Source organism: Prosthecobacter sp., from assembly GCF_046154365.1.
Taxonomy (GTDB): domain Bacteria; phylum Verrucomicrobiota; class Verrucomicrobiia; order Verrucomicrobiales; family Verrucomicrobiaceae; genus Prosthecobacter.
Genome location: NZ_JBJXFV010000123.1, coordinates 38449 through 60719 on the forward strand (window position 1 = coordinate 38449; position 22271 = coordinate 60719).

The window sequence follows — 22271 nt, forward strand, 5'->3', positions numbered from 1 at the left end:
GTGTGGAGTGATTAGTGGGAAAGAAGTGATTCAACCTGGATTGCGACCGCCTCGTCATGCTTCTTCAAAGCATCACGCAGCTTGTCTTGATCGCTGCCGAATCGATGGATGAGAGCCTGCGCGATGGCGAAGGCAGATTGAAACTTTCCATCACCGTCAGCGTCGATCCAAATGGGATTGGTGGAGCCAATGACGCGTGGCGTGAAGATCTTGCTGCTTGGTTGATACGGACGCGGAATCTCCCAAAATGGCTCGGTGACACCCGGCCCCGTGGCGATGGCCACGAGATGCACGTCATGCGCTGGCTTCGTCAGTTTCCATGTGATGCGGGTCTTTTCGCCGGCTCGATGATCGTCCGTGATGGACTGCTCGCGAATGCGAATGCCATTCGCGAAGAGTTCGACACGATCCGCTTTCACCCACGCGGGACCGCTGACCACAGCCTCGACTTTGACCTGCTCACCGAGGCCAGTGGCGAGATCGCCAACAGTGAAGCGGTCATCGACCTTGAGCGTCGTCATCAATCCCAGGCTGACGAGCAAACGCCCCTGCTGGTAACTACGCCAGACCGCATCCAGATCCAGTTTCGACGGATCAGCATCCTTCGCTGCCACATAAGTGCGCCCCTGGCCCAAAATGAAGCGGTTCACGTCATGCGAGTCGCTCGACGCCACCGCCGCGATGCGATGGCCGCGATTCAGCAGCGCAAACCAGTCACGGAACAGCAGAAACACATCCGACTGCATCGCCGCCGAGGTCACCACCTCCAGCGCGTCAATCTTGAGCGCATCACCAGCGCGATGTTTGCCCGTCTTCGGGTTGAACTGCACACCGCCGAGCGGAATGAAGCCGCTGTGCAGATCACGCGGATGATTCAGCGTGATCACCTGCACGCCCGGTGTGGCACGGATGGCCGGAATCAGCTTTGACCAGTCCTGCTCGTTGAAATCGACCACCTTCGCCCCCGGAGCGATGGGGAAGGCATTGAAGTGCCCATGCTTCGTCGTCACCTCGTTGCCGATGACCGGCGTGAAATGCTGCGCCACGCCCGTGCTGGCCGCGATGGGCGCGTAATCCGTGTGATGATTGTGATCCGTGGCGATCGCCAGCTCGATTCCTTCGCCTGCGATGGTCAGCATGCGCTCCTCGATCTTCGCATCGCCATGTCCGCTGTGCGTCAGCGTGTGAATGTGGCTGTCCGCCGCGATCCATCCCCGCGTGTCCACCTCGTGCCGCAGCTTCACGCTCACGTCTTTGGCATCACCCGCTTTCAACGACAGTTTCACACGCTCCACACCCCATTCAAAACCGCGCCCGGCATGCAGCACATACTCACCAGGCGGCACATAAATCGTCACACGGCCGTTCTTCGTGTAAACCACGCCTGTCCGCACGGCCACGTCGCCCACAGGCTCGGCACGCAGCGGCTGCAAGGTGCCATCCTTCCGCGTCAGCGTGAGCCGACTTGGCAATTCGTCGCTACTCACCGTCACACTCGCACCACCGATCACCTCAATCACCGGCCTCGCATCGAGAAACACCGGTCCCACCTCGATGTCATCAAGTGCGGCAGGCGCGTCAATGATCAAAACATTCTCTCCGTCACGTAAAGCACCCGCAGGCACCGCCAGCACGCATTCCAACGCCGTTTCCGTCGTCGTAAGTGCTCCGAGGCGACGGCCATTCAGCATCACCGGCCAGCCAAGCTTCACATCACTCTGCCAAATGCGCAGCGTGTGCTCCACTGCGTTCACCTTCGCCTCAAACCGCAGCTCCAACCTCTGCGCATCCACCGGACGATCTTTGAAGATCTCCCACTCAAACTGGCCCGCCTTGCCCAAATGCTGACGCTTGGCCTCCAGCGTGATCTCCTGTCCGCAAACAGCACAACAGGTCGAAACCACCCACGCGGTGAGAACACGAAACAACCTCATGCCAAAATCTCCTTCACCACCTTGCCGCCTTGCAGGCCGGTGAGGCGGATGCGGCGGCCGCCGCTGACAACGGCGAGGTTTTCGTGATCAAGGCCGAGCATGTGGAGGATCGTGGCGTGCAGATCGCGGAAATGCACCGCGCCATCGACGACGGTGCTGCCGTCGTGATTCGTCTCGCCATGCGCGTGACCGGCTTTCACGCCGCCACCGGCCATCCAGAAGGTGAAGGCACGATGTTGGTGACCGGTTTGATCCTTGTCCTTGCCCGGTTCGAGGCCTGGACGGCCAAACTCACCGCCCCAGACGACGAGCGTGTCCTCCAGCAGGCCACGCTCATCCAGATCATCGAGCAATGCGGCGATCGGAGCGTCTGTGGTGGCGCAGTTCGCGGTGAGATCGCGCCGATGATCCGTGTGCTGGTCCCAACTGCCGTGCGTGATCTCGATGAAGCGCACGCCCGCCTCGCAGAAGCGACGTGCCAGCAGGCACTGACGGCCGAAGTCGGTCGATTTGCAGGTGCCTGCGCTAAAGTTTTTGCCCACCCGATAACGTTCCAGCGTCGTCTTCGACTCCTGGCTGATGTCGAGCAAACCCGGAGCCGCCGCCTGCATGCGGAAGCCGAGTTCCATCGTCTGAATCACACCGTCGAGCTGCGCATCGTCGGCACGGATACTGAGATGTTCGCGATTCATCGCCTGGATGAGATCGAGCTGACGACGCTTCACATTCAGCAGCAGATGATCGCCACGGATGTTGCTGATCGTGGCCTTGCTCATGTCCTCGCCATTCACACCGATCGGTGTGCCGCCAAAGACGGACGGAAGCTGTGCGGCTGAGTATTCGGCAGGCTTCGCGGTGTTGAAGCTGATGAAGCCGGGCAAATTCTGATTCTCCGTGCCAAGACCATACGCCACCCACGCTCCCATGCTCGGGCAGGGCCGTAGCCGGTCACCGGTGTGCAGTTGCAGCATCGACTGCGCGTGGATGCTCGTGTCCGCGGTCATCGATTTGATGACACAGAGCTTGTCCGCATGCCGTGCGATGTTCGGCAGCAGTTCGCTCACCCACAGGCCGCTCTGTCCGCGACGCTTGAACTCCGCGATGGAGCCCGCATGCGGCTTCTGGCCGATCTGCGGCTTGCAATCAAACGTGTCCATCTGCGCCGGACCGCCCGCCATGTTCAAAAAAATCACGCGTTGCGCCCTCGCACGAACCCGCGGAGGCCGTGCATCCAAGGTGGCTCCCGCGATGCCTGACATCGCGAGATAGCCGAATCCACACGAGGCGGAGCGGAGCATCTGGCGGCGGGAGAATGGATTCATCGGCGCAGTCATACGCTGGGTTCAGTCCACATATCGCAGCTCGTTGCTGGCCAGCAGCGCCTGGCAAAAGGCAGCCCAGGCATCGCTGCGGCGTTTGTTTTCATTGTTCTGCGACGAGACGAGCATGGCATCGGCCTCACGCAGGAAATCACGAGCGCGTTGCACCTCGGCATCTCTGGCATCACGGCCCAAAGCGCGGCGATAGGCGATCTGGATGCGTTTCGTGTCATCCGCGGCCGTTTTTTGCAGCAGCGCGGCGAAGCGTCGGGATTGATCGACGATGAAGGCATTGTTCAGCAGATAGAGCGGCTGTGTGGCGAGCGTGCTGCGGTCGCGCCTGCCGGTGATGGTTGTGGCATCGGGCAGATTGAAGGGCGTGAGCTCCGGCGGCATCGAGTTGCGCAGCATGAGCAGATAGACGCTGCGATGCGTGCTTGGCTGGTGCAGCGGCGGCAGCTCGTTGATGAGCACGTCGCGATGCTGAATGAGCGATCCGCTGGCAGGCTGCGGATTCAGATCGCCGGTGGCGGTGAGCATGGCATCACGGATCGTCTCCGCGTCGAGACGGCGGCGTTGATGATGCGAAAACAACGGTGCATCACCGCTTTGCGTGGCGAGTTGATAGGTGCGGCTCAAGACGATGCTGCGGATGAGCTTCTTAACCGACCAGCCTTCGCGCATGAAACGCGTGGCGAGGTGATCGAGCAGCTCAGGGTGCGTGGGGCGCTCGCCTGACACGCCGAAGTCGTCCGGCGTGGGCACCAAGCCTTCACCGAAGAGATGCAGCCACACGCGGTTCACGATCACACGAGCGGTGAGCGGGTTTTGCGGGCTGGCGAGCCACCTTGCCAGTTCCAGCCGGCCGCTTTGCTTCACATCGGCCAAAGCGCCGCCGCCACAGGCGCTCAGAAAACCGCGGGGAATGGAGGCACCCAGTTTCTTCGACTCGCCGTCGATGTTCAGTTTGCAATCCTCAATCTTTTTGGCCTCGCTCATCCCCATGGCCAGAGGCGTGTCGGCTGCGTATTTGAAGCTGGGCTTCGCGGGCGGCCGATGCGGCGGGTTGGCCTTGATAATCGCCTCCACCTCGGCGCGAGTCGTGACTTTGGCGGCGGCCTTCAACTCGTGCAGCGGTGTCTGCGGCGCGGTGAGACCTTGATGCGCAGCCGCGCCCCACATCGTCTCGCTGCTTTTGAAGATGCCGGCCAGCGCGTAGTAGTCGCGAGTCGGTATGGGGTCCGTTTTGTGATCGTGACAGCGGGCGCAGCCGACGCTGAGGCCGAGGATGCCGCTGCCGATGACGTTGATTTGATCGGCGACGACATCCATCTCGAAATTGTCGTTCATCGCCTTTGCAGGCTTGGCACCGAGTACGAGCAATCCTGTGGCGATGAGCTGGCGGTCGCGCTGCTCAGGCGAATCGGCAGGAAGCAAGTCGCCCGCGAGCTGCTCGGTGATGAAGCGGTCATAGGGCAGGTCTTCGTTGAAGGCGCGGATCACGTAGTCGCGATAGCGCCACGCATGCGGGAAGCTCGGATTGCGGCTGAGACCGTCGTTGCCGTTCGATTCGGCATAACGCGCCACATCCATCCAATGACGGCCCCATTTTTCGCCGAAGTGGGGACTGCTGAGCAGCGAATCGACGTAGTCGGACAGGTCTGACGTGTCGGACAAGTCGGACGGTGGGAGGCCGATGAGGTCAAACGAAAGGCGGCGCTTCAAAACGGCCTTTTCAGCATCGGGGGAAGGTTGGATGCCTTCTCCCTCAATCTTGGCCAAAACGAACGCATCGAGGCTTTCGCGTGGCCAGACGGTGTTTTGGACTTTCGGCGGCTGGGGATTGGCAACGGGCTGCAAGGACCACAGCGGCTCCTGCGGAGCGCGTTGCGCGGTTTTGGGCAGATCCGCACGAGGATCGGGCGCGCCCATCTTCACCCACTCGATGAAATCATTCACGACATGATCCGGCAGCCGCTTCTTCGGCGGCATTTCGAGGCCGTCGTAGCGCACGGCCTGCACGATGAGGCTCTCATCGGGTTTGCCTGGAATCAAAGACGGTCCCGACTCGCCACCGACGATCATTTCCGAAGGCGCATCGAGCAGCAGCTTGCCACCAAGCTTCTTCGCACCCTGCGAGTGGCACTCGTAGCAATGCTTCACGAGCACCGGACGAATCTTGCTTTCGAAAAAGGCACGCTGATCAGGTGTCATATCCGCGGCGCGGGCGGTGATGACAGAGACAAGGAGAATAAGACCGGTGAGGCGTGCCTGCATGAGCTTCGCAAAGTACGGTCTACAACCGGTCACCTTGCGCTTTCATCATCGCCTCATGGTTCTTTTAGCCGGCGATATTCAGCCTCAACCAGCGCCTCCAATTCGCGCATCTTGGCTTCCCTCATGCGCCGTGACAAATCTTCCAAAGTCTCCGAGGGTGACATTCCTTCCAGCGGACCGCTCCAGCCCTGCATCACACGATCATCGGGATGGCGGGCGATCAACTCCCGCAACGCCAGCCGTGCGATGGTGCGCACCGGGTAAAACTTCTCCCGCAGGGTGCCGCAGCCGCCGTTGACGACGAAATGGCCGTCGTCCATCGCGTCGAGGAACCATTCGAAGGTCCGGCGGTCCTGGAGACGACGCAGCGTTTTCGCCGCGCTGATGCGCACGGCAGGAAAGTCCGACCAGATCATCTGCCTGCCCGCCGACTCAATCGAAGCCTCATCACCGAGTGCCGCAGCAATCACGGTGAGCATGCCGCGCATCTCGTCATCCACCTCCTGCGTCATTTGCCTGCGCACGTCTGGCAGCAGGCTGGTGCCAATTTTGCGACAGTCCTCGATGATAGCCTCACGCTTGCGCTCCGTCGGCATGGTGCGCTGCGACCAATGATAATCCGCCTCCGGGTTCGCCGGATCGCACTCATGCCGCAGCCGGACGAGAATGCCTGCAAACGCAGGAATCGGCCTCTCGTTCCAGTTCAGGACTAAACCGGGCACGAGCACGAACAGCAGGGCAATGATAAAGCGGTCGTGACTCATGCCTGCTGCAACGGACAGGTCTGCGCCGACATTAGCCTGCGTTTACTCACTCCATCTGTGGCGACGCGTGGTTGTAACGCGGAATTCTGATTCCGCGACGGTGCCGACTCGGTATCGGAATACCGAGCTACAACAAGCGCATGGCAACACGCTTCAGCGCTGCGGATTCTCATACCACACGACGCCGAGCTGGTCACGCTCCTCGCAGGTGATGACATCAAGATCGCCATCGCCGTCGAGATCGAGCGTTTGCACCAGGTCATACTTCAGAGCCTTCGAGCCGCCGAGCGTGTGCCATTCAAATCACCCAGCTTCACGCCATCCGCACCACGCGAGGTCTTGTCGATGGTGTGACGCTGCCACGGCGTGCCAGGAACGGTCACGACTTGTATGGAAAGCGGTTCTGCGGCCCAGATCGGTGTCGAAACGGCCATCAGGAAGATCAGTCGTGTATGCATGGGCATGGGAGAACGACTCTGGCAGAGACGACTTCCACGGAAAAGCCTGCGGAAGCAGGAAGGTTGCTTCCAACACGATCCAAGCAAGGCTGGCAATCCCAGAACGTTGAAACTCGGTCCTCATGCACGCTCGCTCCGCCACCATCCTGCTTTGTTTTTCCAGCACTGCCGCTTTGGCCGTGCCTGAATCGTTCCCGGTCAATGTGAAGCCGTTGCTGGAAACACACTGCGTCGAGTGTCATGGCGCGGACGTACAGAAGGGCAAATTGCGGCTCGATGGCGAGGTGAACATGAAAACCTGGATCAAGGTGCATGATCGGCTCGCGGCAGGCGAGATGCCGCCGAAGAAGGAAGAGCAGCCGCCGCAGGCGCTGCGCGATGAATCGGTGAAAACTCTGCGCGAATCTCTCCATCTCGCGTCTTTGGAAAAGCAACGCACGCAGGGCCGCGTGCCGGTGCGCCGCCTGAACGGCACCGAATATGAAAACACGGTGCGCGAACTCGTCGGCACGCGGGCGAAGCTCAAGGAACTGCTGCCGGAGGAAAACAGCGCGGGCGGCTTCGACAATGTCAGCGCCGTGCTGGACCTCTCCTCGACGCATCTGCTGCTGTATCAAGAGGCCGCGGAAAAGGCGGTGAGCTCCGTGATTCCGGTGCATCCTCACCTGCCGCTCAAAGATCGCCGCACTGGCCGCCAGATCGCGGACACCGGCAGCAACTTTAAACAGACGCTCACACGCAGTTGCTTCCTCAAAGGCGACGCGCTCGTCGTTTACAGCAAGCTGCCGCGTTACGGCCTCGTGTGTACGCCAAACGTGCAGGGAGCGGGTCGCTACAAGGTCCGCATGTCCGCCAGCGCCGTCGGCGCGGTGAATCTGCCCGTGCCTGTGGCGTATTGCACCGTGGACCGCGGCCGTGAACCGCCTGTGGTGCGTGACACCGTCGATTTTCCGCCTGGCGCGCCACGCTTGATCGAAACCGAGATCGATCTCGAAGCGGGCGAGGCGTTTGTGCTGCAGCTTCAATTGAACTGGGACATCCGCGCCACCAAGAAACCCATCGAGGACTATACCGGCCCCGGCTTCGTCATCGAATGGCTCGAAATCGAAGGCCCGGTCGATCCTTTCCCATCGCAGGCTTTTCGCACGATGTTTGACAATTCCGAGCTGATGCCGCAATCAGTGGTCAAAGCGAAGGCGGAGGGCCGCAAGCCGCAGGACTGGAGCAAGCGCACGAACATCTACCAGTGGCTCAATGATCCGCTCGAACCCGTAAGCGCCACGCCGAAGGAGGACGCCGACAAACTGCTGCGCGCCTTCATCCCACGCGCGTTTCGCCGTCCGGTGGATGAGGGCACGTTGAAGCACTTCATCGGCAAGGTTCATGCCAAGCTCGATGCGGGTGAAAACTTCGTGAACGCGATGACCTTCGGCTACAAGAGCGTCCTCACCTCGCCGCAGTTTCTGTTCTTCATCGAAGCACCGGGTGAGCTTGATCGACATGCGCTTGCCAATCGTCTCGCGTTTTTCCTCACCTCGCTTCCGCCCGACGCGGAACTGCTCGCCGCCGATGTGACCAAGCCGGATGAGTTGCGCAAACAAACTGAGCGGCTGCTGAATTCGCCACGCGCTCGCGGCTTCACCGAGAACTTCACCGGCCAATGGCTCGAACTGCGCAAAATCGACGCCACCATCCCCGATCCGAACCTGTACGGCGACTTCGACGGCACGCTGCTGTGGGCGATGCCGGAGGAGACGCGTCGTTTCTTCGACGACGTGCTGCAAAACGACCGCAGCGTGCTCGAGTTCGTCGATTCTTCGTGGACGCTCGTGAATCGCCGCCTTGCGGAGCACTATGGCATTGCGGAAGCCTTTGATGCTGCGGCGAAAGACAATCAGACAGGGAGACAGCCAGACAAGGAGATAGCTCCAATCTCCCCGTCTCATGGTCTGATTGTCTCATTATCTTCCGCCCCCCAGTCGGAATTCCGCCGCGTGAATCTCCCCGCTGGCTCGCATCGCGGCGGTGTGATGACGCAGGGCAGTATTTTGAAAGTCACCGCCGATGGCACGACGACCTCGCCCGTGCTACGCGGCAAGTGGGTGCTGGAGCGCATCCTCGGCAAGGCGCCGCCACCACCACCGCCGGACATTCCCGCCATCGAGCCGGATATCCGGGGTGCCACGACGATCCGCCAGCAACTCGACAAGCATCGCAGCATCGAGAGCTGCAACACTTGCCATCAGCACATCGACCCGCCTGGCTTCGCACTCGAGTCCTTTGATCCCATCGGCGGCTGGCGCGAATTTTACCGCGCCTCCGCCCGCACGAAGGCCGGCATCGTGCAAATCCCCGGCTTCACCGGCCGCGCGTTCTATCGCGGACCCGATGTCGAGAAAGGCGGCGTCACCCACGACGGCAGAGCCTTCACCACCATCGAGGACTACAAACGCATCCTCCTCGAAAACCCGGATCAAATCGCCCGCAACCTCGCCGAGAAGCTGCTCACCTACGCCACCGGTGCGGAGCCACAGTTCGCCGACCGCGAGGTGATCGAACAGCTCGTCGCCAAAGTGAAGACCAAGAATTACGGCCTGCGCACGCTGGTGCATGAAATCGTGCAGAGCCGTCCGTTTAGAAACAAATAAGCCGCCACACCGCCATGCCACGCCACATCCTCGACCGCCGCACTTTTCTCCGTTCCTCAGGCATCGCCATCGGGCTGCCGTTTCTCGATGCGATGATGCCTTTGAGCGCCGCAGAGGCGAAAAAAGCCGCCACGCAGCCGAAACGGCTGCTGTTGATCGGCCGGCCGCTCGGCATGCACGCGCCGAATTTTTTCCCGGCAGACGCGGGCAAAAACTACACCCCGAGCCGCTACCTGAAGCTGCTGCAGAGTCGCCGCGATGACTTCACCGTTTTCTCCGGTTTGTCGCATCGTTACGGCGCGGGGCATTACGCGGAGGTGGGGCTCTTCACCGGCGTGCATCCCGATTTCATCCGGCCGAATGACATCAAGAACAGCATCTCGCTCGATCAGGAGGTCGCGTCGCACCTCGCAGGGCAGACGCGTTTCAATTCGCTCGTGCTCGGCGGCGGCAGCGCGGCGTGGAACCGCCGTGGTGTGCGGCTTCCGGCGGAGTATCGCGTGAGCGCGGTGTTCAAGCAGCTTTTCATCCAAGGCACTGCGGACGAAACCGCACGCGAAATGCGCCGCATCAAGGACGGACAGAGCATTCTCGATGATGTGCGCGATCAACTCGGCAGCCTGAACGCGACACTCGGCAGCGAGGATCGCGAGCGGCTCGATTTGTATGTCTCCTCCATCCGCGAAGCCGAACAGAAGCTCCAGCAGGATGAAACTTGGCAGCTCACGCCGAAACCGCAGGTGAATATGAAGCCACCGCAGGAACTGAGCAGTGCGCAACTCGTCGAGCGCAGCCGCCAGTGGTATGATCTGGTGCATCTCGCGTTTCAAACCGACAGCACGCGCGTCATTTCATTGTGGTTCGGCTCGCAGGACAAGCCGGAGATTCAGGGCGTGAACATCGGCCACCACGACGCCTCGCATCACGGCCAAGATCCGGGCAAGCTGGAACAGCTAGCGCTCATTGAGGAGACGGAGATGAAGGTCTTCGGCGAGTTTTTGGACAAGATGAAGGCCAGCAGCGAAAGCGAAAGCACGCTGCTCGACCGCTCGTCAATCATCTTCGCGAGCAACCTCGGCAACGCGTCGAACCACGACAACACCAACCTGCCCGTCATCCTCGCCGGCGGCGGCTACAAGCACGCGGGACACATGGCGCACGACAAGCAGAACAACACCTTCCTCTCCAACCTCTTCGTCCGCATGCTCCAGCAAACCGGCATCGAGATGGACAAGTTCGGCGCGAACTCCGGCGTGCTCAGCGAGGTGTGATGAGGTAGGGCGGACTGTCCTCAGTACATCGCGAACGTCGCTTCACCTCCCCATCACATGCTTCAACGCGGCCATCAAATCGAGTCGGCGGAAGGTGAGGCCGGAGGGCTTGTCCGCCACCTCCACGCCGGTGGTTTTCATGATCTTCAGCATCGCCGTGGCGATGTCCGCGCCGTCCTTCCTCCAGTCGTAGCCGAATTTCTCAATCGCCTCACGCAACAGCATCACGGAGCCGCAGAGAATGGCATTCGAGGAACTCGTGGCCTTCGCAGGCACCAACAGATCAATCTTGGCGCTGCGGTCCAACGTCACGACATCCTTCCCCGGTGTCACTGCACCGATGGCGAAGCAGTTCGGCTGTGATGCGGGCCACGAGATGCCCTTGGTGAAGTTGTGGTTGCCCGCCGGAGCGCTGACCCAGATGCCGAGTTTGCGCAGCTCGGCAAGTTTGGCGTCGATCTCCGTCGCAACCGGCCCCGCATGTTCCAGATCATCGACCGGAGCCAGATTCACGGTCGTGATGAGATGCTCCGCGTGATGGTCGATCACCCATTGCAGCGCCCTAGCGAGCGAAACGCTGTCAGCGACCTTCCAATGGCAGCATTCAAGGCTGCGCACGACCGCGAGCTGGTTGTTGTAGGCCACGCCGCGTTTGCCCGCGTAATTCACAGACGACGGGATGCCGATTGTCGAGCCGTGGTAGCCCTTGCCTTCGTGCTTGGGATCGTTGTCACCATCCACGGCATCAAAGGTGACGCGCACCTTCGGCACGCCGTCGATTACAGACTGCCATTCCGGCCTCGCCATGGTGCAGCCATCATCCAGCAGCGCGAGCGTCTGACCTCTGCCGAACGTGAGCACGTCAGCATAGGTCTTCCATGCTTGAATAATGCCTGCGTGCTCGAACTCGGCAGGTTGAACAGGTTCCTGGGCAGCGGCAGACGCAATGAGGACAAGGCAGAGTAAAGGCTTGGTGAGCATGGAGCGGTGTTGGTAATCAGCGCCTTCAAAACGCTGTTCAGCCGCCAGTTTCAGCAATCATCCAAGCTCTCCAGCTTCCCGCAGCAGCGCTTCCATGGCATGTGCCTTGAGACGGTAGCTGCCACGTTCGTCGAGCAGGTCGAGGGCGACGTTGAGAGATGGAATCAAGCCTTGCAGTTTCGCTTCGAGCAGAATCGCGGGCAGCGCCAGGCAGGACAGGCCGCGAGATTCCGCCTCGCGTTTGCCCTTGCGGTCATCGAGAAGGATCGCGTCAGCTTTTAATTCCAGGGCCAGGCAGATGGCCTCCGCTTCGCCTGCATCGATGGTCAGGGAGACGACCGGAAGCAGCGGATGCGCATCTGCCTTTCGGACCTCACACCAAGTGGGAATGCTGGTGTGAAACTGTCGCAACTCGTGAGCGACCATTTCTGGTATGATGACTGTGCCGAACAGACGTTCCAGCACGGACTCCAGGCCGGCTTTCATCAACGTCGTGAGCGCGGTGGTGTCACTGACGACGATCACGGCTCAGGCGGACATCGCGGGTTGCTTGGGAAACAGCCGACGTAGTGTCTTCAGATCGCTTTCAACATCCTTCTCGTCATACGGCATCGGAATGCCGCGCTGGCCTAGAAGCTGCATGAACTCTGGCTTGGAAAGACCGAGCGCATTGCCCGCCTGCCCCAGCGTCAGCCTGCCATCCATGAACAGGCCGACGGCGAGGCCAAAGAGCAGTTCCTGCGAGCTGCACCCGGACTGCACGGCGAGTGAATCTGGAATCTGGAGAGTCATGGGCAAAGACTACACGGCTCAGATGGCTTGAGCAAGCTGCTCGGCGGAAGTCATAAGCGTGGGGTCTCCGTCAAAAAATCCAGCAGATCGCGCAGCTCGGCATCGGTGAGTGACATGACGAGGCCGGGGGGCATGAGGGACATTTTGATTTCGGTGCGGCTGATGACATCGGCTTCGGGGAAGGAGCGTTCTTTGCCGGTGAGGTCGCGGAAGACTTCGGTGCTGGAGGAGCGGAGGAGGATGCCGGTGAATTCGGTGCCGTCTTTGAGCTTCACGAGTGATGGGTAGAACTGCGGCGCGACTTCGCGGTGCGGCTCCAAGATGGAGCGCAGGATGGCAGTTCGGTCGCCTTGTTGCGCGATGAGAGTGAGGTCGGGGCCGACGACGTTGCCGCGACCATTGTGGCGGTGGCAGGTGGCGCAGATGGCGACCTTGGTGTTGAAGAAAAGGCGGCGGCCGTTTTCGGCGTCGGGTTTGCCGGGAAGTGTGTCGAGAAGTTTGAGCCAGGCATCGGTTTGATCGAAGGGCGGGCGATTCGCTGCAGGTGTGAAGCCATCGGTGAAGCGGAGGGCGCGTTTGGCCTCGTCGCGGATGGTGGTGTTGTCACTCGTGGCGAGTTTTTGCAGCAGCACGGTGTCGTCGGTGCCGAGGATGGCTTCGGCGCGGAGTTGCAGGCTGCGTTGGTCATCGGCGGCGATGTCGGCGCTGGCGCGGCGTGCAGCGAGAGTACGCACGGCTTCGAGTTGGAGGACTTCGTCGGCGCTGTTCGCAAACTCGCGCAGGAGTTCGAGCGTGAGGGCTTTGTGAGTGGGCGGAGCGAGACGCAATGCATAGCCTTTGAGTCGTGCGGGTGTTTTCAGGTTCGTGATGCGCTCGACGAGGACTTCGGGATTGGTGACGCCTGCGCCGGGTTCGCCACGCAGCGTGTTCCAGGTGGCGAGCACGGCTTCGAAGAGTCGGAAGTCGAGCTTCGGATCGGAAAGCATGGCTTCGACCTCTGGCATGAAGGTTTTCAGCACTGCGTCGGCGGTCCAGCGCAGGCACTCGAAGCGCATTTCGGGATCCGCATCGGCGATGAAGGCCCGCACCCACTGCTCATCGTTCAAATCGACACGACGCATGGCGACGAAAGCCCAGACGCGATCTTGTGGGGCAAGGGCTTTGATTTGCTCGATAGTCAAACCGGCGCGTGAAAGCGCGGTGAGGGCGGCATCGGAGAGGTATTTGTCGGTTCCACGAGCGAGTTCGAGGAGCTTGGCGGTTTCGAGCTTCGTTCCACCAGTGCGCAGTTTTTTCGCAAGCTCAGCCTCGGCGGTAATGGGTTGTTTTTTCGCGATCCAAGGCGCGTCAGTTACTTCGAGCTTCCAAAGTCTGCCGCGCCCGTGAATCGGGTACGAACTGAAGACCCAGTCGTTGAGATAAAACACGCCGTTGCCAGCGGCGACCATGCAAGTAGGACGGAAGAAGTCGCTGCCTTTGACGAGCGGGATGCGTTCAGAGGTGTAGCCCGCGCCTCTTCGTGTGAGCGGGAAGTAGTCGATGCTGTGATCGCTCCATGACGGAATCATCACGCCACCGCCGAGTTCGACGACGGCGCAGGGGCCTTCGCCTGATGGATGCACCATGCCCAGTGTGCCGCGCAGCTCGCCATTCCATGCGACGAATGGATGCACGGGTGCGCTGCCATAGACCCACTGGAAACCGTAGTCAGCACCTTCGACGATGTTCAGCAGACGGCACGGCGGACGGCTGCCGGGATCGTTTTCGGCGGCGAAGATTTCGCCATCTTTGCGCACGAGCAAGCCGAAGGGATTCCAGAAGCCGCGAGCGATGCGACGCAGACCTTTGCCATCGGCAGTGCAGCGGAAGACACCGCCTTCACCGCGTCCGCTGACTTTCGCGCCATCGGTGCCGGTGATGGTCCAGTCTTTGCCGAAGTTTTCGCCAAGCGAGAACACCAAGCCGCCATCAGGATGCCAGGCCATGCCGCTGAGGCCGTTGTGCGGATAATCCGCGAGCGTATTCATCGTCGCGAGGTTCTCTTCCAAGTCGCCGACGCCATCGCCATTCGTGTCCTTCACGCGCAGGATGCGATCCCGCTCGGCGAGATAAATCCAGCCATCCGGGCCGCATTCGACATGCATCGTGGCGTCGGTCTTGTTGTAGAAGACGCGGCGGTTTTTGCCGTCCTTGTCGAACACCAGAATCTCATCGTGCTGCGGACCAGCGTAACCTTCAGGACGAAAATGGGTGTGGCACGAGGCCAGCCAAATTTGTCCTTTGTCATCCACATCAATGCCCGTCGGCGTGACGAGATCAGGATGCTCGGCCAGCAACGTGAGTTTGACGCCGGGTTGCAGCGTCTCGATCTGCGGCGGCAAATCCTTCGGCACATCAGGAGCTTTCAGCGGTCGACCCGATTGCGCGAATGCGGCGAGCGGGAGGAAGATGAGCAGGCGTTTCATGAGATTACTGGGCGGTGGCGCGTTTCAGAGCAGCAGCGATTTCCGTTTCGATGACGGACAGCGGGTTCAGCAGCGTGAGAGGGTTTTCGACCGGCGTGACTTCGTTGGTTTGCGCATTCCAGTTCACCGGGCCGAAGCGGCAGGGCGCGGGATTGCCGGTGAGGATGTGCATGCCGGCGTCGTCTTTGTCGAAGTGCCAGAACTCGAAGGGGAAATGGATGAAGCCGTGCTTCTCCATCATCGCGCAGATCTCCAGGCGTGTGGCGACATGCTCGGGCGCGACAAAGGGCGAGCGCATGGGCGTGCATTCGCTCATTTCGAGATACGGATAGCCGCGCCAGACCTCGGTGCCGTCGTCGCGGCGGAAGACCGAGATGTCGATGGCGGAGCCGGACATGTGCGCACCCATCTTCGGCATGTTCGCCGTCAGCACGATGGCGCGGCGGAACATCATCTCTGGTGTGGGAATCTCGCCGCCGAGCTCCCACATCGTTTTTTTGAGCACAGTGTCGAAGACCGACGGCTTGCGCACGAGCTGTCGCTGCATTTCCAGCGAGCGAAAACCGTCCTCAATCTTCAAGATCCAGCCGCGCTCGTTCATTTCGCGACCGATGGTGATGACATCGCGCACAAGGCTCTCGCGCAAGAAGTAAACGCGATCCAAGTCGCCCGCGATCTTGCTGGTAGAGAATTGCATCTCCACATTCGCAGCAGCAGCGGCTTCAGGAATGGAGGCGAAGATCTCACCGCATTCGTTGACCGGAAACTCGATCAGTTTCTGCACGATCGCGTAGCCTTGTTCCATTTGGTCGGCCCAATAGGCGCGACGGGCGGCTTCGTCGTTGTTCATGGAATGAAAATCAGGTGTGTTTGCGCACGGCGACGGCTTCGACTTCATATTTCAGCGAGGGCGGCAGGCAATTCGTGATCGTGGTGCGCGCAGGCGACGGCTGCGGGAAGTATTCGCGGTAGAGCTGGTTGTAGAGCACCACGTCTTCGGCATCGCGGACGTAATTTCGCGTCTGCACGACGTGCGCGAGGTCACTACCAGCGGCTTCGAGCACCTTGCGCACGTTTTCGATGCTGCGGCGGAACTCGCCTTCAAAGGTGTCGCTGACGATGTTGCCCGCTTGATCGACGGAGGCCTGGCCGGAAACGAAGATCAGATCTCCCACGACCACGCACGGGCTGAACGGGAGATGCGAGGTCGGTGTGTCGGGGAGTTGTGGGTAGGAGACGAGTGGGTGTGTCATGAGGAGTAGCATAGCCTTTCTAGGCTGTGGAGTGATGAGGACACAGGCTGGAAAGCCTATGCCACGCTATGGGGCGGCGAAAACTTTGTTGGGTGATTCATAGGTTACTTGCAGGCCTTTCAAATACACCTCGGCTCGGGGGACGGCGATCATCTTGTTCAGGTAGAGCACCTTCTCGGGCAATTCGATGATGAGCTTGGTGAACCTCAGCGGATACTTCACCACGCCGTCTCCAGTGGACTTCCAATTGCAGTTGGCGGGCCAATGGTAGCCTTCGCCGTCGTATTGACCGGGGAGCGGGAACTTCAGGTAACGCCAGCCTTCGAAGTTGATGCGACTGCGTTGCCAGACGTCGTTGGTGTTCCAATCGCTGACCTTCATGGTCTTCATCGCAGCGAGTTCCTTCTCGCTCATCCAATCCGCCATCCAACGCGTGGCCTCGCCCTTCATCGCGGCTCCAATGCTGGTCCAGCGCTGGCCGCTGGCATCGGTGAGTTCGAAAATGATGCGACCCCAGCCGCCGTTGCCGTTCACCATGAGGCCGATCTCGGTGGGCTTGCCGGGAAGTTCGATGGGCTTCCTCAAGCTCAGCTCCGAATACATCGGCAAGTGCGGCGAACCTGCGACGGGCAGCTTTGGCTTCACGCTGAGCACTTGCTTCTCGCCTTCAAACTCAGCCACCTCCACGAACTCGAAGTCCCCTTTGCGGCGTGGGCACTCGAAGTTGAACCATTCAAGCTCGGTGTTCGGCTCGGATTCGATCTGCCACTCGGTGAGCTCGGCGAGCGAGGAAATCACCACCGGCTTTGGGCTTTGAGGAGCAACCGGGCGTTTTGTGGTGGCAGTGTCACCATCGCCCGGGCGTTGGCTCTTGGCCAGTTCGACGCGCCCCAGAGGACCTTCGCCCAAGATGAACACGGGGTCGGGAGTTAATGCGACGGTCGTCTGCGCAGCGATCGCATTTCCACTGCTGAGCGATATCGTCATGCGCGTGGTTCTGATGTCGCTGGTGAGAAGATCGTTCCCCATGACGTCCAGCGCAGTGGCCACATTTGGGCACTTGATCCATTGCTCACCCCGCAACGTCCAAGCCACCGTCACAAAACCACCTTCCCTCTTCGCAAACTCCACTGCATAGACCACCGGCGATCCGGTCTCGATCACACGGCTAAACTTCGCACCATCAAGTTGTCGAGTGAGCGTTGCCATCGCGACATACGAGGGTTTGGGCGAAAGCTCGGGCTTGGCAAAGCAGAGGCCGCAGGAGCCCCAGTTGCTGAACTGATAGGAGTTGCCCACATCGCAGATGCACGACGGACGAATGACAGGAATGCCCCACACAAGCGAGTGGATCATGTGCCGCACGTAGTAGCTGGCTTGCGTCTTGAGCGAGAGATTGCCGGGGTTCGTGCTGGGGTAGCAGACCTCGTAGCATTGGGTGATGGGCTTGTCCTTGTAGCCGTAGTGATCGAGGATTTGGCGATCCATCCAGAGGCTGGCGTTGTTCGCCACGAAATCAAGCGGCTGCGTCTCCGGCATGCGCATGAAACTGCCGGCTTCGTTGCCGCGTGAGTCGAATAACTCCGCCGGGAACTTGTGCCGCGCGAACTCCTCCATGAGATGCGGATTCCCATTGCCAAAGGCGAGCTTGGCCTGCGGAAACTGCGCTCGCGTAGCCTTGGCGATGTCGAGCGCTTCCTTCCACATCGCATCAAACTTCGTCTGCTCCGTGACATCCATCTTATAGGCTGGACGACCGGTGAAAACATCCGGAGTGCGGATGATGTGCGGGCCGCTGATGGCGTGCTCGTGGAAGATGAGCACGTTCTGCGGCATCAGCGGGTCATCGGCCGTCTTTTTCGCGAGCAGGTCGGCGCTCTTGGACTCGTGACCGTTCAGCACGCCGTATTTCTTCCGCGCCTCCGCGCTGTAGTTGAACATACCATAGCGCAAGCCCGCCTTCACATAGAGCGGGCCGACAAGATCAGGATCGCTCGGCGTGAAGTGCGCTCCGCCGAAGTCCCAGGTGCCAAAGGGCGACTCATCGCGATGCTTGCGCGTGTCCGTCGGCAGCATGGCAAAGGTCGTCTCACGCCGCAGCACCTCCGTGCGGCCATTCATGAGCCGGATGCGCACTTCGTGATAGCCACGACGCTTCACTGGCAGCGTCATGTGTTTGCGCAACTGCACACCCACCGCCATCTCAAACTCCTCGGTGGTCGCCGTGACCGTCTCGCCATCGAAAGCGGTCGCCGTGGCTTCGAGCGTCAGCTTGTTGTTCACTCGTCCCACCCCGCGCAGATCGACATGAAACGTAGCCTTTTGCGGCTCCACAAACACGTGACCGACTTCATCGCTCGTCACTTTCATCTGCACCGGAGAGCGTGCGAAGGTCATGCCAAACACATGCACACCACTCGGCGGACCGATGGGCCGGTAATTGAAGCGACAGGGATCAGGCGCACGCACCGCGAGTTGCAGTTCCTTGGTCACCTCCACATCCAGCGCCCATTCATCCGTGAAATCCTGTGCCATGGCCAAACCCAGCGGCACTTTGATCAAGAACACATTCCCTGCGGGTGTCGCAATGATTGTGCTGATCCCTGCAGCCTTGGCTTCATCAAAGCGCGGCACTTTGACCGAGAAATCATGCAGCGTCACCCGCCGCGCTCCATCCATCGCGCCGATGCGAAAGCTCACCACATTCGACAGCGCTCGGTCATTGTCGCAAGCCGCCAGCAAATACACCGCGCTGTAATCCGCGACCGGCACCTTGAACATCGGCCGCTGCGGATCACCCGCCACTGCAGGCCCCTTGTCATAGTCGGCGGTGTATTTACTCGGGTCTTCCTTCCAGTCCGGCCATGCCGCTGACTTCAAGAAGAAGTTGTCCGCTCCTGCCTTTGTCACGAGATCAAAAGGCACATTTGCCACCGTGACATGCGATTCGGCAAATCCAGCACCCGATTTGTCACTCGCATAGCCATCCAAGCTCACCGGCACATAAAGCCCCGACGCAGGCACTTCACCTTTGCGCGGTTGTAGCGGGTCAGCTGCATGCAGGAGCGCGCAGATGAAGAGTGGGCCGATGATGATGTTCAAGAGTTTCATGGGAACAGCAGCTTCACAAAGTCATTGTTATCGAGCGGCAGCGACAACACGACGGTCGTGGGTGTTGTTTGCTTGAAGCCGATCTCGCCGTGAGTCGCTGACTCAGCTTTGGCAATCGTGCGTGGCACATTGATCGTGAGCGTGAGCTTCTGGATCGGCTCCAGTGTGTAGTTGGCGAGTGGGATGACGATTCCCTTCTCATGCGGCATGAACACGGCATCAACGAGGGCGTGATCGCAGAGGATTGGCTTCGTGATTTTCGCCGTGGGCGTGAGAATGATGTCGCGCAGGTCGGAGGGGAATTTCCAGGGGTTGTAGCTGCGCTCGATGAGTTTGGCCTCATGCTGCTCGTCTGCGGTGAGGGTGGTTTTGTCATCGATCTTCTTTTGCAACGCCGCGCGGGCATCGAGTGCAGACTTGATGTAGCTCAGTGCAGGCAGGAAACCGCAGCAGGTGATCTGTCCTTGGCCTGCGCTGCCGCGCACCATCGCTGCGCTGCCGTCTTTGTGCTTGGCGAGCGTGGTGGAGCCAGCGTTGGCAGTCAGTGGCTGCTTGATCGCGAGCACAGACGCCTTACCGCCTTCCCATTGGACTTCGTCTTTGGCTGCGAGGGTGTTCAAATAGCGCCCCGATGCCACAAAGGCCTGCAAGGGCATCACTTCACTGCGAGTGGCGGGCAAAATATCGTCCAGCACGTGCAATGGGCGATTGAACTCATCGCGCGATGCGGCACCGGCAGTGAGCCAGAGCGTGCCGCCGGCTTTCACCCACTGCTTGAGCTTCGTGGCGGCGGCGATGGTGAGATTGGGGCCGCTGAGGTAGCAGACGCGATAGGAATCGAGCATGTCACGTTCCGCTTGTTGCTCAGAGATGATGTCCACGGGCATTTGCGCGTGAGAGAGCGCCATCCAGGTGTGCATGCGGTCAAAGCCATACGCGTTGGTTTCCTCCACCGTCCACACGTCACTCGCGGTGCTGTAGAGCAGCGCGACCTTGGCGGGCGCTGGCATGGCACTGAGCACGATGTCCTCCACCGCACCGATCTCGCGTGTGATCGCTGCATTGGCCGTCCAAGTCTCAGGTTTGCCCTGCCACACATGCGAGCGCCAATACGGCCCGCCCTCATGCGTGGCCCACGTGGGACCGTAGCTGAAGTTATTGAAGATCTTCACGCCTCGAGCCACCTCACTCGTCGCCTTCAGTTTGATGTCCCAGGCCTTGCGATTCGCGTGGGAGACGAGGTGATGAGCAATGATCTGTCCGCGCTCGCGTGTGGCCGCACGCATGAGGTCGATGTTGAAAGAGGCGCATTGATACGATGACGATCCATTCGCCCAATCCTCGCCCCAGATGGCGTTTTGATCCGGTGAATCGAGAAGCTCGAAGTAATCCACGCCCTGGATGTAAAAGTTAGCGCCATACACCGCGCCATCGCTGAAATTGGCCAACACAGGAAAGTCGCCGCCATAGATCTCCTTCGCCATCGCGCCCTGCGTGGCCATGAAATCGCCCAAAGCCCGCGTGCGGAAGCGCTGCGAGTAATAGTAGAGCGCTGGCGACTCGGCACGTTGCTCGCGCGTGACGATCTTCACGGCGTCCCAGTCCTTCACCAGCAAATCAGCAGGTGTTTTGCCCAGCTTCTTCAACCACGCTCTAAACGGCTCCGCGTAGGACGGCTCCTTTGAGATGAAGTCGAGCGGTTGACCCGTGGGTTCATCCGTCAGCTCGCAAAAAACGATGTCTTCGACCTTGCCGCCCTCCTTTTTGAAACCTGCTGCCGCTTGCTGAAGCTTGGCGCGCATCTTCTCGATATCAGGACTGCAGAACGACTTGTCCTTCATCAGCCACGCACCGCCGATGTGTCGCAGATGGCTCGAGGTGAAGCCAAAGTAGTCGAGGGTCTTCTGCTCGCGTGCTCTCACCGCTTCACTGGGTGGCGTGAAGCTGTTGTCGATGTTGGCGCTCACGAAGAAGGGGAACTTCGACAATGGCTTACCGTGAGTCGGCCACGCATGTGCATCCGCCAGCTTGCCAGTGGCCTCGGCGATCTCCGCATCCGTTTTCATCAAGGCCAAGTTCTCTGCCGTGAGCAGATTCGGCGGCATGAAGATGCCCACGGTGCCGGGTTTGTTATCAAACTTCATCGTGCGCACGATGGCCTTCTCATCAGGCGCGGTGGCAAACTCGAACGTAGCCCGCAAACTCTCGGCATACTCAGTGTAGGCGTGCCGCGCCGTGACGTGCAGCATCGCGCCGGAGTCCTGGTAGATCGTGGGCGTGAGGTTGCACCACGCCGTGCTCTCGCCGGACTTTAGGAAGTCTTGTTTTTTGACGGTCACACTCGCCACCGCACCTATGCGCCCCAGGGAGTAATGATCATACCAAGGCGCATGAAAGTGATCCGCGAAGATGTGTATGTAGGCTGGCTTCTCGTAACCCGCACCCAACGTGACTCGCACAAAAGTCTGCGCACCGAAGTGCAAATGATTGGGCACCAGTTTGCCATCCATGGTGAGAAGCAGGCAATCAATCTGCCGCGACGCACCGCCTGAGTTGAGGTTCTGGTGCTTGCCAAGCTTTAACGTCACCTCGCCCTCCGGCAGATCGAGTTCAAAAGACTTCCAAACTGGATCTGGCTTCGTGCGTTGGCCTGCAAATTCCGTATCGAACAGCGCATCACCCAGCACACGCTCTCCCGTCATCGCCGTGACATGAAACGGCCCACGCCACTTCGGATGACTGCTGTAGCGCACCCACAAATGATAATGCCCAGCGTCCTTGATGCTCACCGTCGTCGTCGCGATGCCATCCTTCGCATCGCCAGCACCACCGAGCATCGCCAGCCCCGAAGCCGCCTTCGCCTCCGCTCCTTCAATGATGGTCCATCCTCCCGTTGTTTTGAATGACTCCGCTTCGATGAAGACTTCACCCGCTGAAACGATGGACGCGAACAACAATGCCAAAGAGATCGAAGCGTGGAGTTTTGAGGTCATGGAGA

The 22271-nt window shown here is 60.1% G+C and carries 15 protein-coding genes; 2 read left to right on the forward strand and 13 right to left on the reverse strand.

What is annotated here, in order from left to right:
- Positions 1-11: 11 nt before the first annotated feature.
- The 5 genes from ACKVY0_RS16045 to ACKVY0_RS16065 form a co-directional block, all read right to left on the reverse strand.
- Complete coding sequence (locus tag ACKVY0_RS16045) at positions 12-1934, reverse strand: CehA/McbA family metallohydrolase (RefSeq protein WP_409215833.1); 1923 nt, start codon at positions 1932-1934, stop codon at positions 12-14.
- On the reverse strand, positions 1931-3256 hold the full coding sequence (locus ACKVY0_RS16050; RefSeq protein WP_409215834.1) for a DUF1501 domain-containing protein: 1326 nt from the start codon (positions 3254-3256) through the stop codon (positions 1931-1933). Before ACKVY0_RS16050 ends, ACKVY0_RS16045 begins: the two co-directional genes overlap by 4 nt.
- A 21-nt stretch (positions 3257-3277) precedes the next feature.
- A complete protein-coding gene (locus tag ACKVY0_RS16055; protein WP_409215835.1) occupies positions 3278-5530 on the reverse strand; it encodes a PSD1 and planctomycete cytochrome C domain-containing protein in 2253 nt (750 codons plus the stop codon).
- Between the two features lie 53 nt (positions 5531-5583).
- On the reverse strand, positions 5584-6294 hold the full coding sequence (locus ACKVY0_RS16060; RefSeq protein WP_409215836.1) for a hypothetical protein: 711 nt from the start codon (positions 6292-6294) through the stop codon (positions 5584-5586).
- Positions 6295-6560: 266 nt separating this feature from the next.
- A complete protein-coding gene (locus ACKVY0_RS16065) occupies positions 6561-6752 on the reverse strand; it encodes a hypothetical protein (RefSeq protein ID WP_409215837.1) in 192 nt (63 codons plus the stop codon).
- 122 nt (positions 6753-6874) lie between these two features.
- Between ACKVY0_RS16065 and ACKVY0_RS16070 the strand changes: the two genes are divergently transcribed.
- Together ACKVY0_RS16070 and ACKVY0_RS16075 are read left to right on the forward strand one after the other, a co-directional pair.
- Entirely contained in the window at positions 6875-9400 is a 2526-nt protein-coding gene (locus ACKVY0_RS16070; protein WP_409215838.1) for a DUF1592 domain-containing protein, read from the forward strand.
- 14 nt (positions 9401-9414) lie between these two features.
- Positions 9415-10671 (forward strand): DUF1552 domain-containing protein, encoded by a 1257-nt coding sequence (locus ACKVY0_RS16075; protein ID WP_409215839.1) that lies wholly within the window; start codon positions 9415-9417, stop codon positions 10669-10671.
- Between the two features lie 42 nt (positions 10672-10713).
- On the opposite strand, the gene ACKVY0_RS16080 is transcribed toward ACKVY0_RS16075, so the two are convergent.
- The 8 genes from ACKVY0_RS16080 to ACKVY0_RS16115 all read right to left on the reverse strand — a co-directional run bounded on the left by ACKVY0_RS16080 (position 10714) and on the right by ACKVY0_RS16115 (position 22266).
- The gene (locus ACKVY0_RS16080) at positions 10714-11652 is read right to left on the reverse strand and encodes a S8 family serine peptidase (RefSeq protein ID WP_409215840.1); all 939 of its coding nucleotides are present in this window, start codon (positions 11650-11652) and stop codon (positions 10714-10716) included.
- Positions 11653-11709: 57 nt separating this feature from the next.
- Entirely contained in the window at positions 11710-12138 is a 429-nt protein-coding gene (locus ACKVY0_RS16085) for a hypothetical protein (protein ID WP_409215841.1), read from the reverse strand.
- 42 nt (positions 12139-12180) lie between these two features.
- Positions 12181-12444: a UPF0175 family protein gene (locus ACKVY0_RS16090; protein ID WP_409215842.1), complete on the reverse strand. Its 264-nt coding sequence runs from the start codon at positions 12442-12444 to the stop codon at positions 12181-12183.
- A gap of 50 nt (positions 12445-12494) precedes the next feature.
- Positions 12495-14909 carry a PVC-type heme-binding CxxCH protein gene (locus ACKVY0_RS16095; RefSeq protein ID WP_409215843.1) on the reverse strand — a complete coding sequence of 805 codons (2415 nt, stop codon included), beginning with the start codon at positions 14907-14909 and terminating at the stop codon, positions 12495-12497.
- A 4-nt stretch (positions 14910-14913) separates the two neighbouring features.
- A complete protein-coding gene (locus ACKVY0_RS16100) occupies positions 14914-15759 on the reverse strand; it encodes a M15 family metallopeptidase (RefSeq protein WP_409215844.1) in 846 nt (281 codons plus the stop codon).
- 10 nt (positions 15760-15769) lie between these two features.
- Positions 15770-16162: a RidA family protein gene (locus ACKVY0_RS16105; RefSeq protein WP_409215845.1), complete on the reverse strand. Its 393-nt coding sequence runs from the start codon at positions 16160-16162 to the stop codon at positions 15770-15772.
- A gap of 66 nt (positions 16163-16228) precedes the next feature.
- A complete protein-coding gene (locus ACKVY0_RS16110) occupies positions 16229-19273 on the reverse strand; it encodes a hypothetical protein (RefSeq protein WP_409215846.1) in 3045 nt (1014 codons plus the stop codon).
- Positions 19270-22266 (reverse strand): beta-galactosidase trimerization domain-containing protein, encoded by a 2997-nt coding sequence (locus ACKVY0_RS16115; protein ID WP_409215847.1) that lies wholly within the window; start codon positions 22264-22266, stop codon positions 19270-19272. The genes ACKVY0_RS16110 and ACKVY0_RS16115 overlap by 4 nt, the downstream gene beginning before the upstream one ends.
- Between the last annotated feature and the right edge of the window lie 5 nt (positions 22267-22271).

What these genes read in the sequence shown, in the direction of transcription:
- ACKVY0_RS16045 (WP_409215833.1), bottom strand. Translation starts at nt 1,934, where the DNA reads ATGAGGTTGTTTCGTGTTCTCACCGCGTGGGTGGTTTCGACCTGTTGT.
- ACKVY0_RS16050 (WP_409215834.1), bottom strand. Translation starts at nt 3,256, where the DNA reads ATGAATCCATTCTCCCGCCGCCAGATGCTCCGCTCCGCCTCGTGTGGA.
- ACKVY0_RS16055 (WP_409215835.1), bottom strand. Translation starts at nt 5,530, where the DNA reads ATGCAGGCACGCCTCACCGGTCTTATTCTCCTTGTCTCTGTCATCACC.
- ACKVY0_RS16060 (WP_409215836.1), bottom strand. Translation starts at nt 6,294, where the DNA reads ATGAGTCACGACCGCTTTATCATTGCCCTGCTGTTCGTGCTCGTGCCC.
- ACKVY0_RS16065 (WP_409215837.1), bottom strand. Translation starts at nt 6,752, where the DNA reads ATGCATACACGACTGATCTTCCTGATGGCCGTTTCGACACCGATCTGG.
- ACKVY0_RS16070 (WP_409215838.1), top strand. Translation starts at nt 6,875, where the DNA reads ATGCACGCTCGCTCCGCCACCATCCTGCTTTGTTTTTCCAGCACTGCC.
- ACKVY0_RS16075 (WP_409215839.1), top strand. Translation starts at nt 9,415, where the DNA reads ATGCCACGCCACATCCTCGACCGCCGCACTTTTCTCCGTTCCTCAGGC.
- ACKVY0_RS16080 (WP_409215840.1), bottom strand. Translation starts at nt 11,652, where the DNA reads ATGCTCACCAAGCCTTTACTCTGCCTTGTCCTCATTGCGTCTGCCGCT.
- ACKVY0_RS16085 (WP_409215841.1), bottom strand. Translation starts at nt 12,138, where the DNA reads ATGAAAGCCGGCCTGGAGTCCGTGCTGGAACGTCTGTTCGGCACAGTC.
- ACKVY0_RS16090 (WP_409215842.1), bottom strand. Translation starts at nt 12,444, where the DNA reads ATGACTCTCCAGATTCCAGATTCACTCGCCGTGCAGTCCGGGTGCAGC.
- ACKVY0_RS16095 (WP_409215843.1), bottom strand. Translation starts at nt 14,909, where the DNA reads ATGAAACGCCTGCTCATCTTCCTCCCGCTCGCCGCATTCGCGCAATCG.
- ACKVY0_RS16100 (WP_409215844.1), bottom strand. Translation starts at nt 15,759, where the DNA reads ATGAACAACGACGAAGCCGCCCGTCGCGCCTATTGGGCCGACCAAATG.
- ACKVY0_RS16105 (WP_409215845.1), bottom strand. Translation starts at nt 16,162, where the DNA reads ATGACACACCCACTCGTCTCCTACCCACAACTCCCCGACACACCGACC.
- ACKVY0_RS16110 (WP_409215846.1), bottom strand. Translation starts at nt 19,273, where the DNA reads ATGAAACTCTTGAACATCATCATCGGCCCACTCTTCATCTGCGCGCTC.
- ACKVY0_RS16115 (WP_409215847.1), bottom strand. Translation starts at nt 22,266, where the DNA reads ATGACCTCAAAACTCCACGCTTCGATCTCTTTGGCATTGTTGTTCGCG.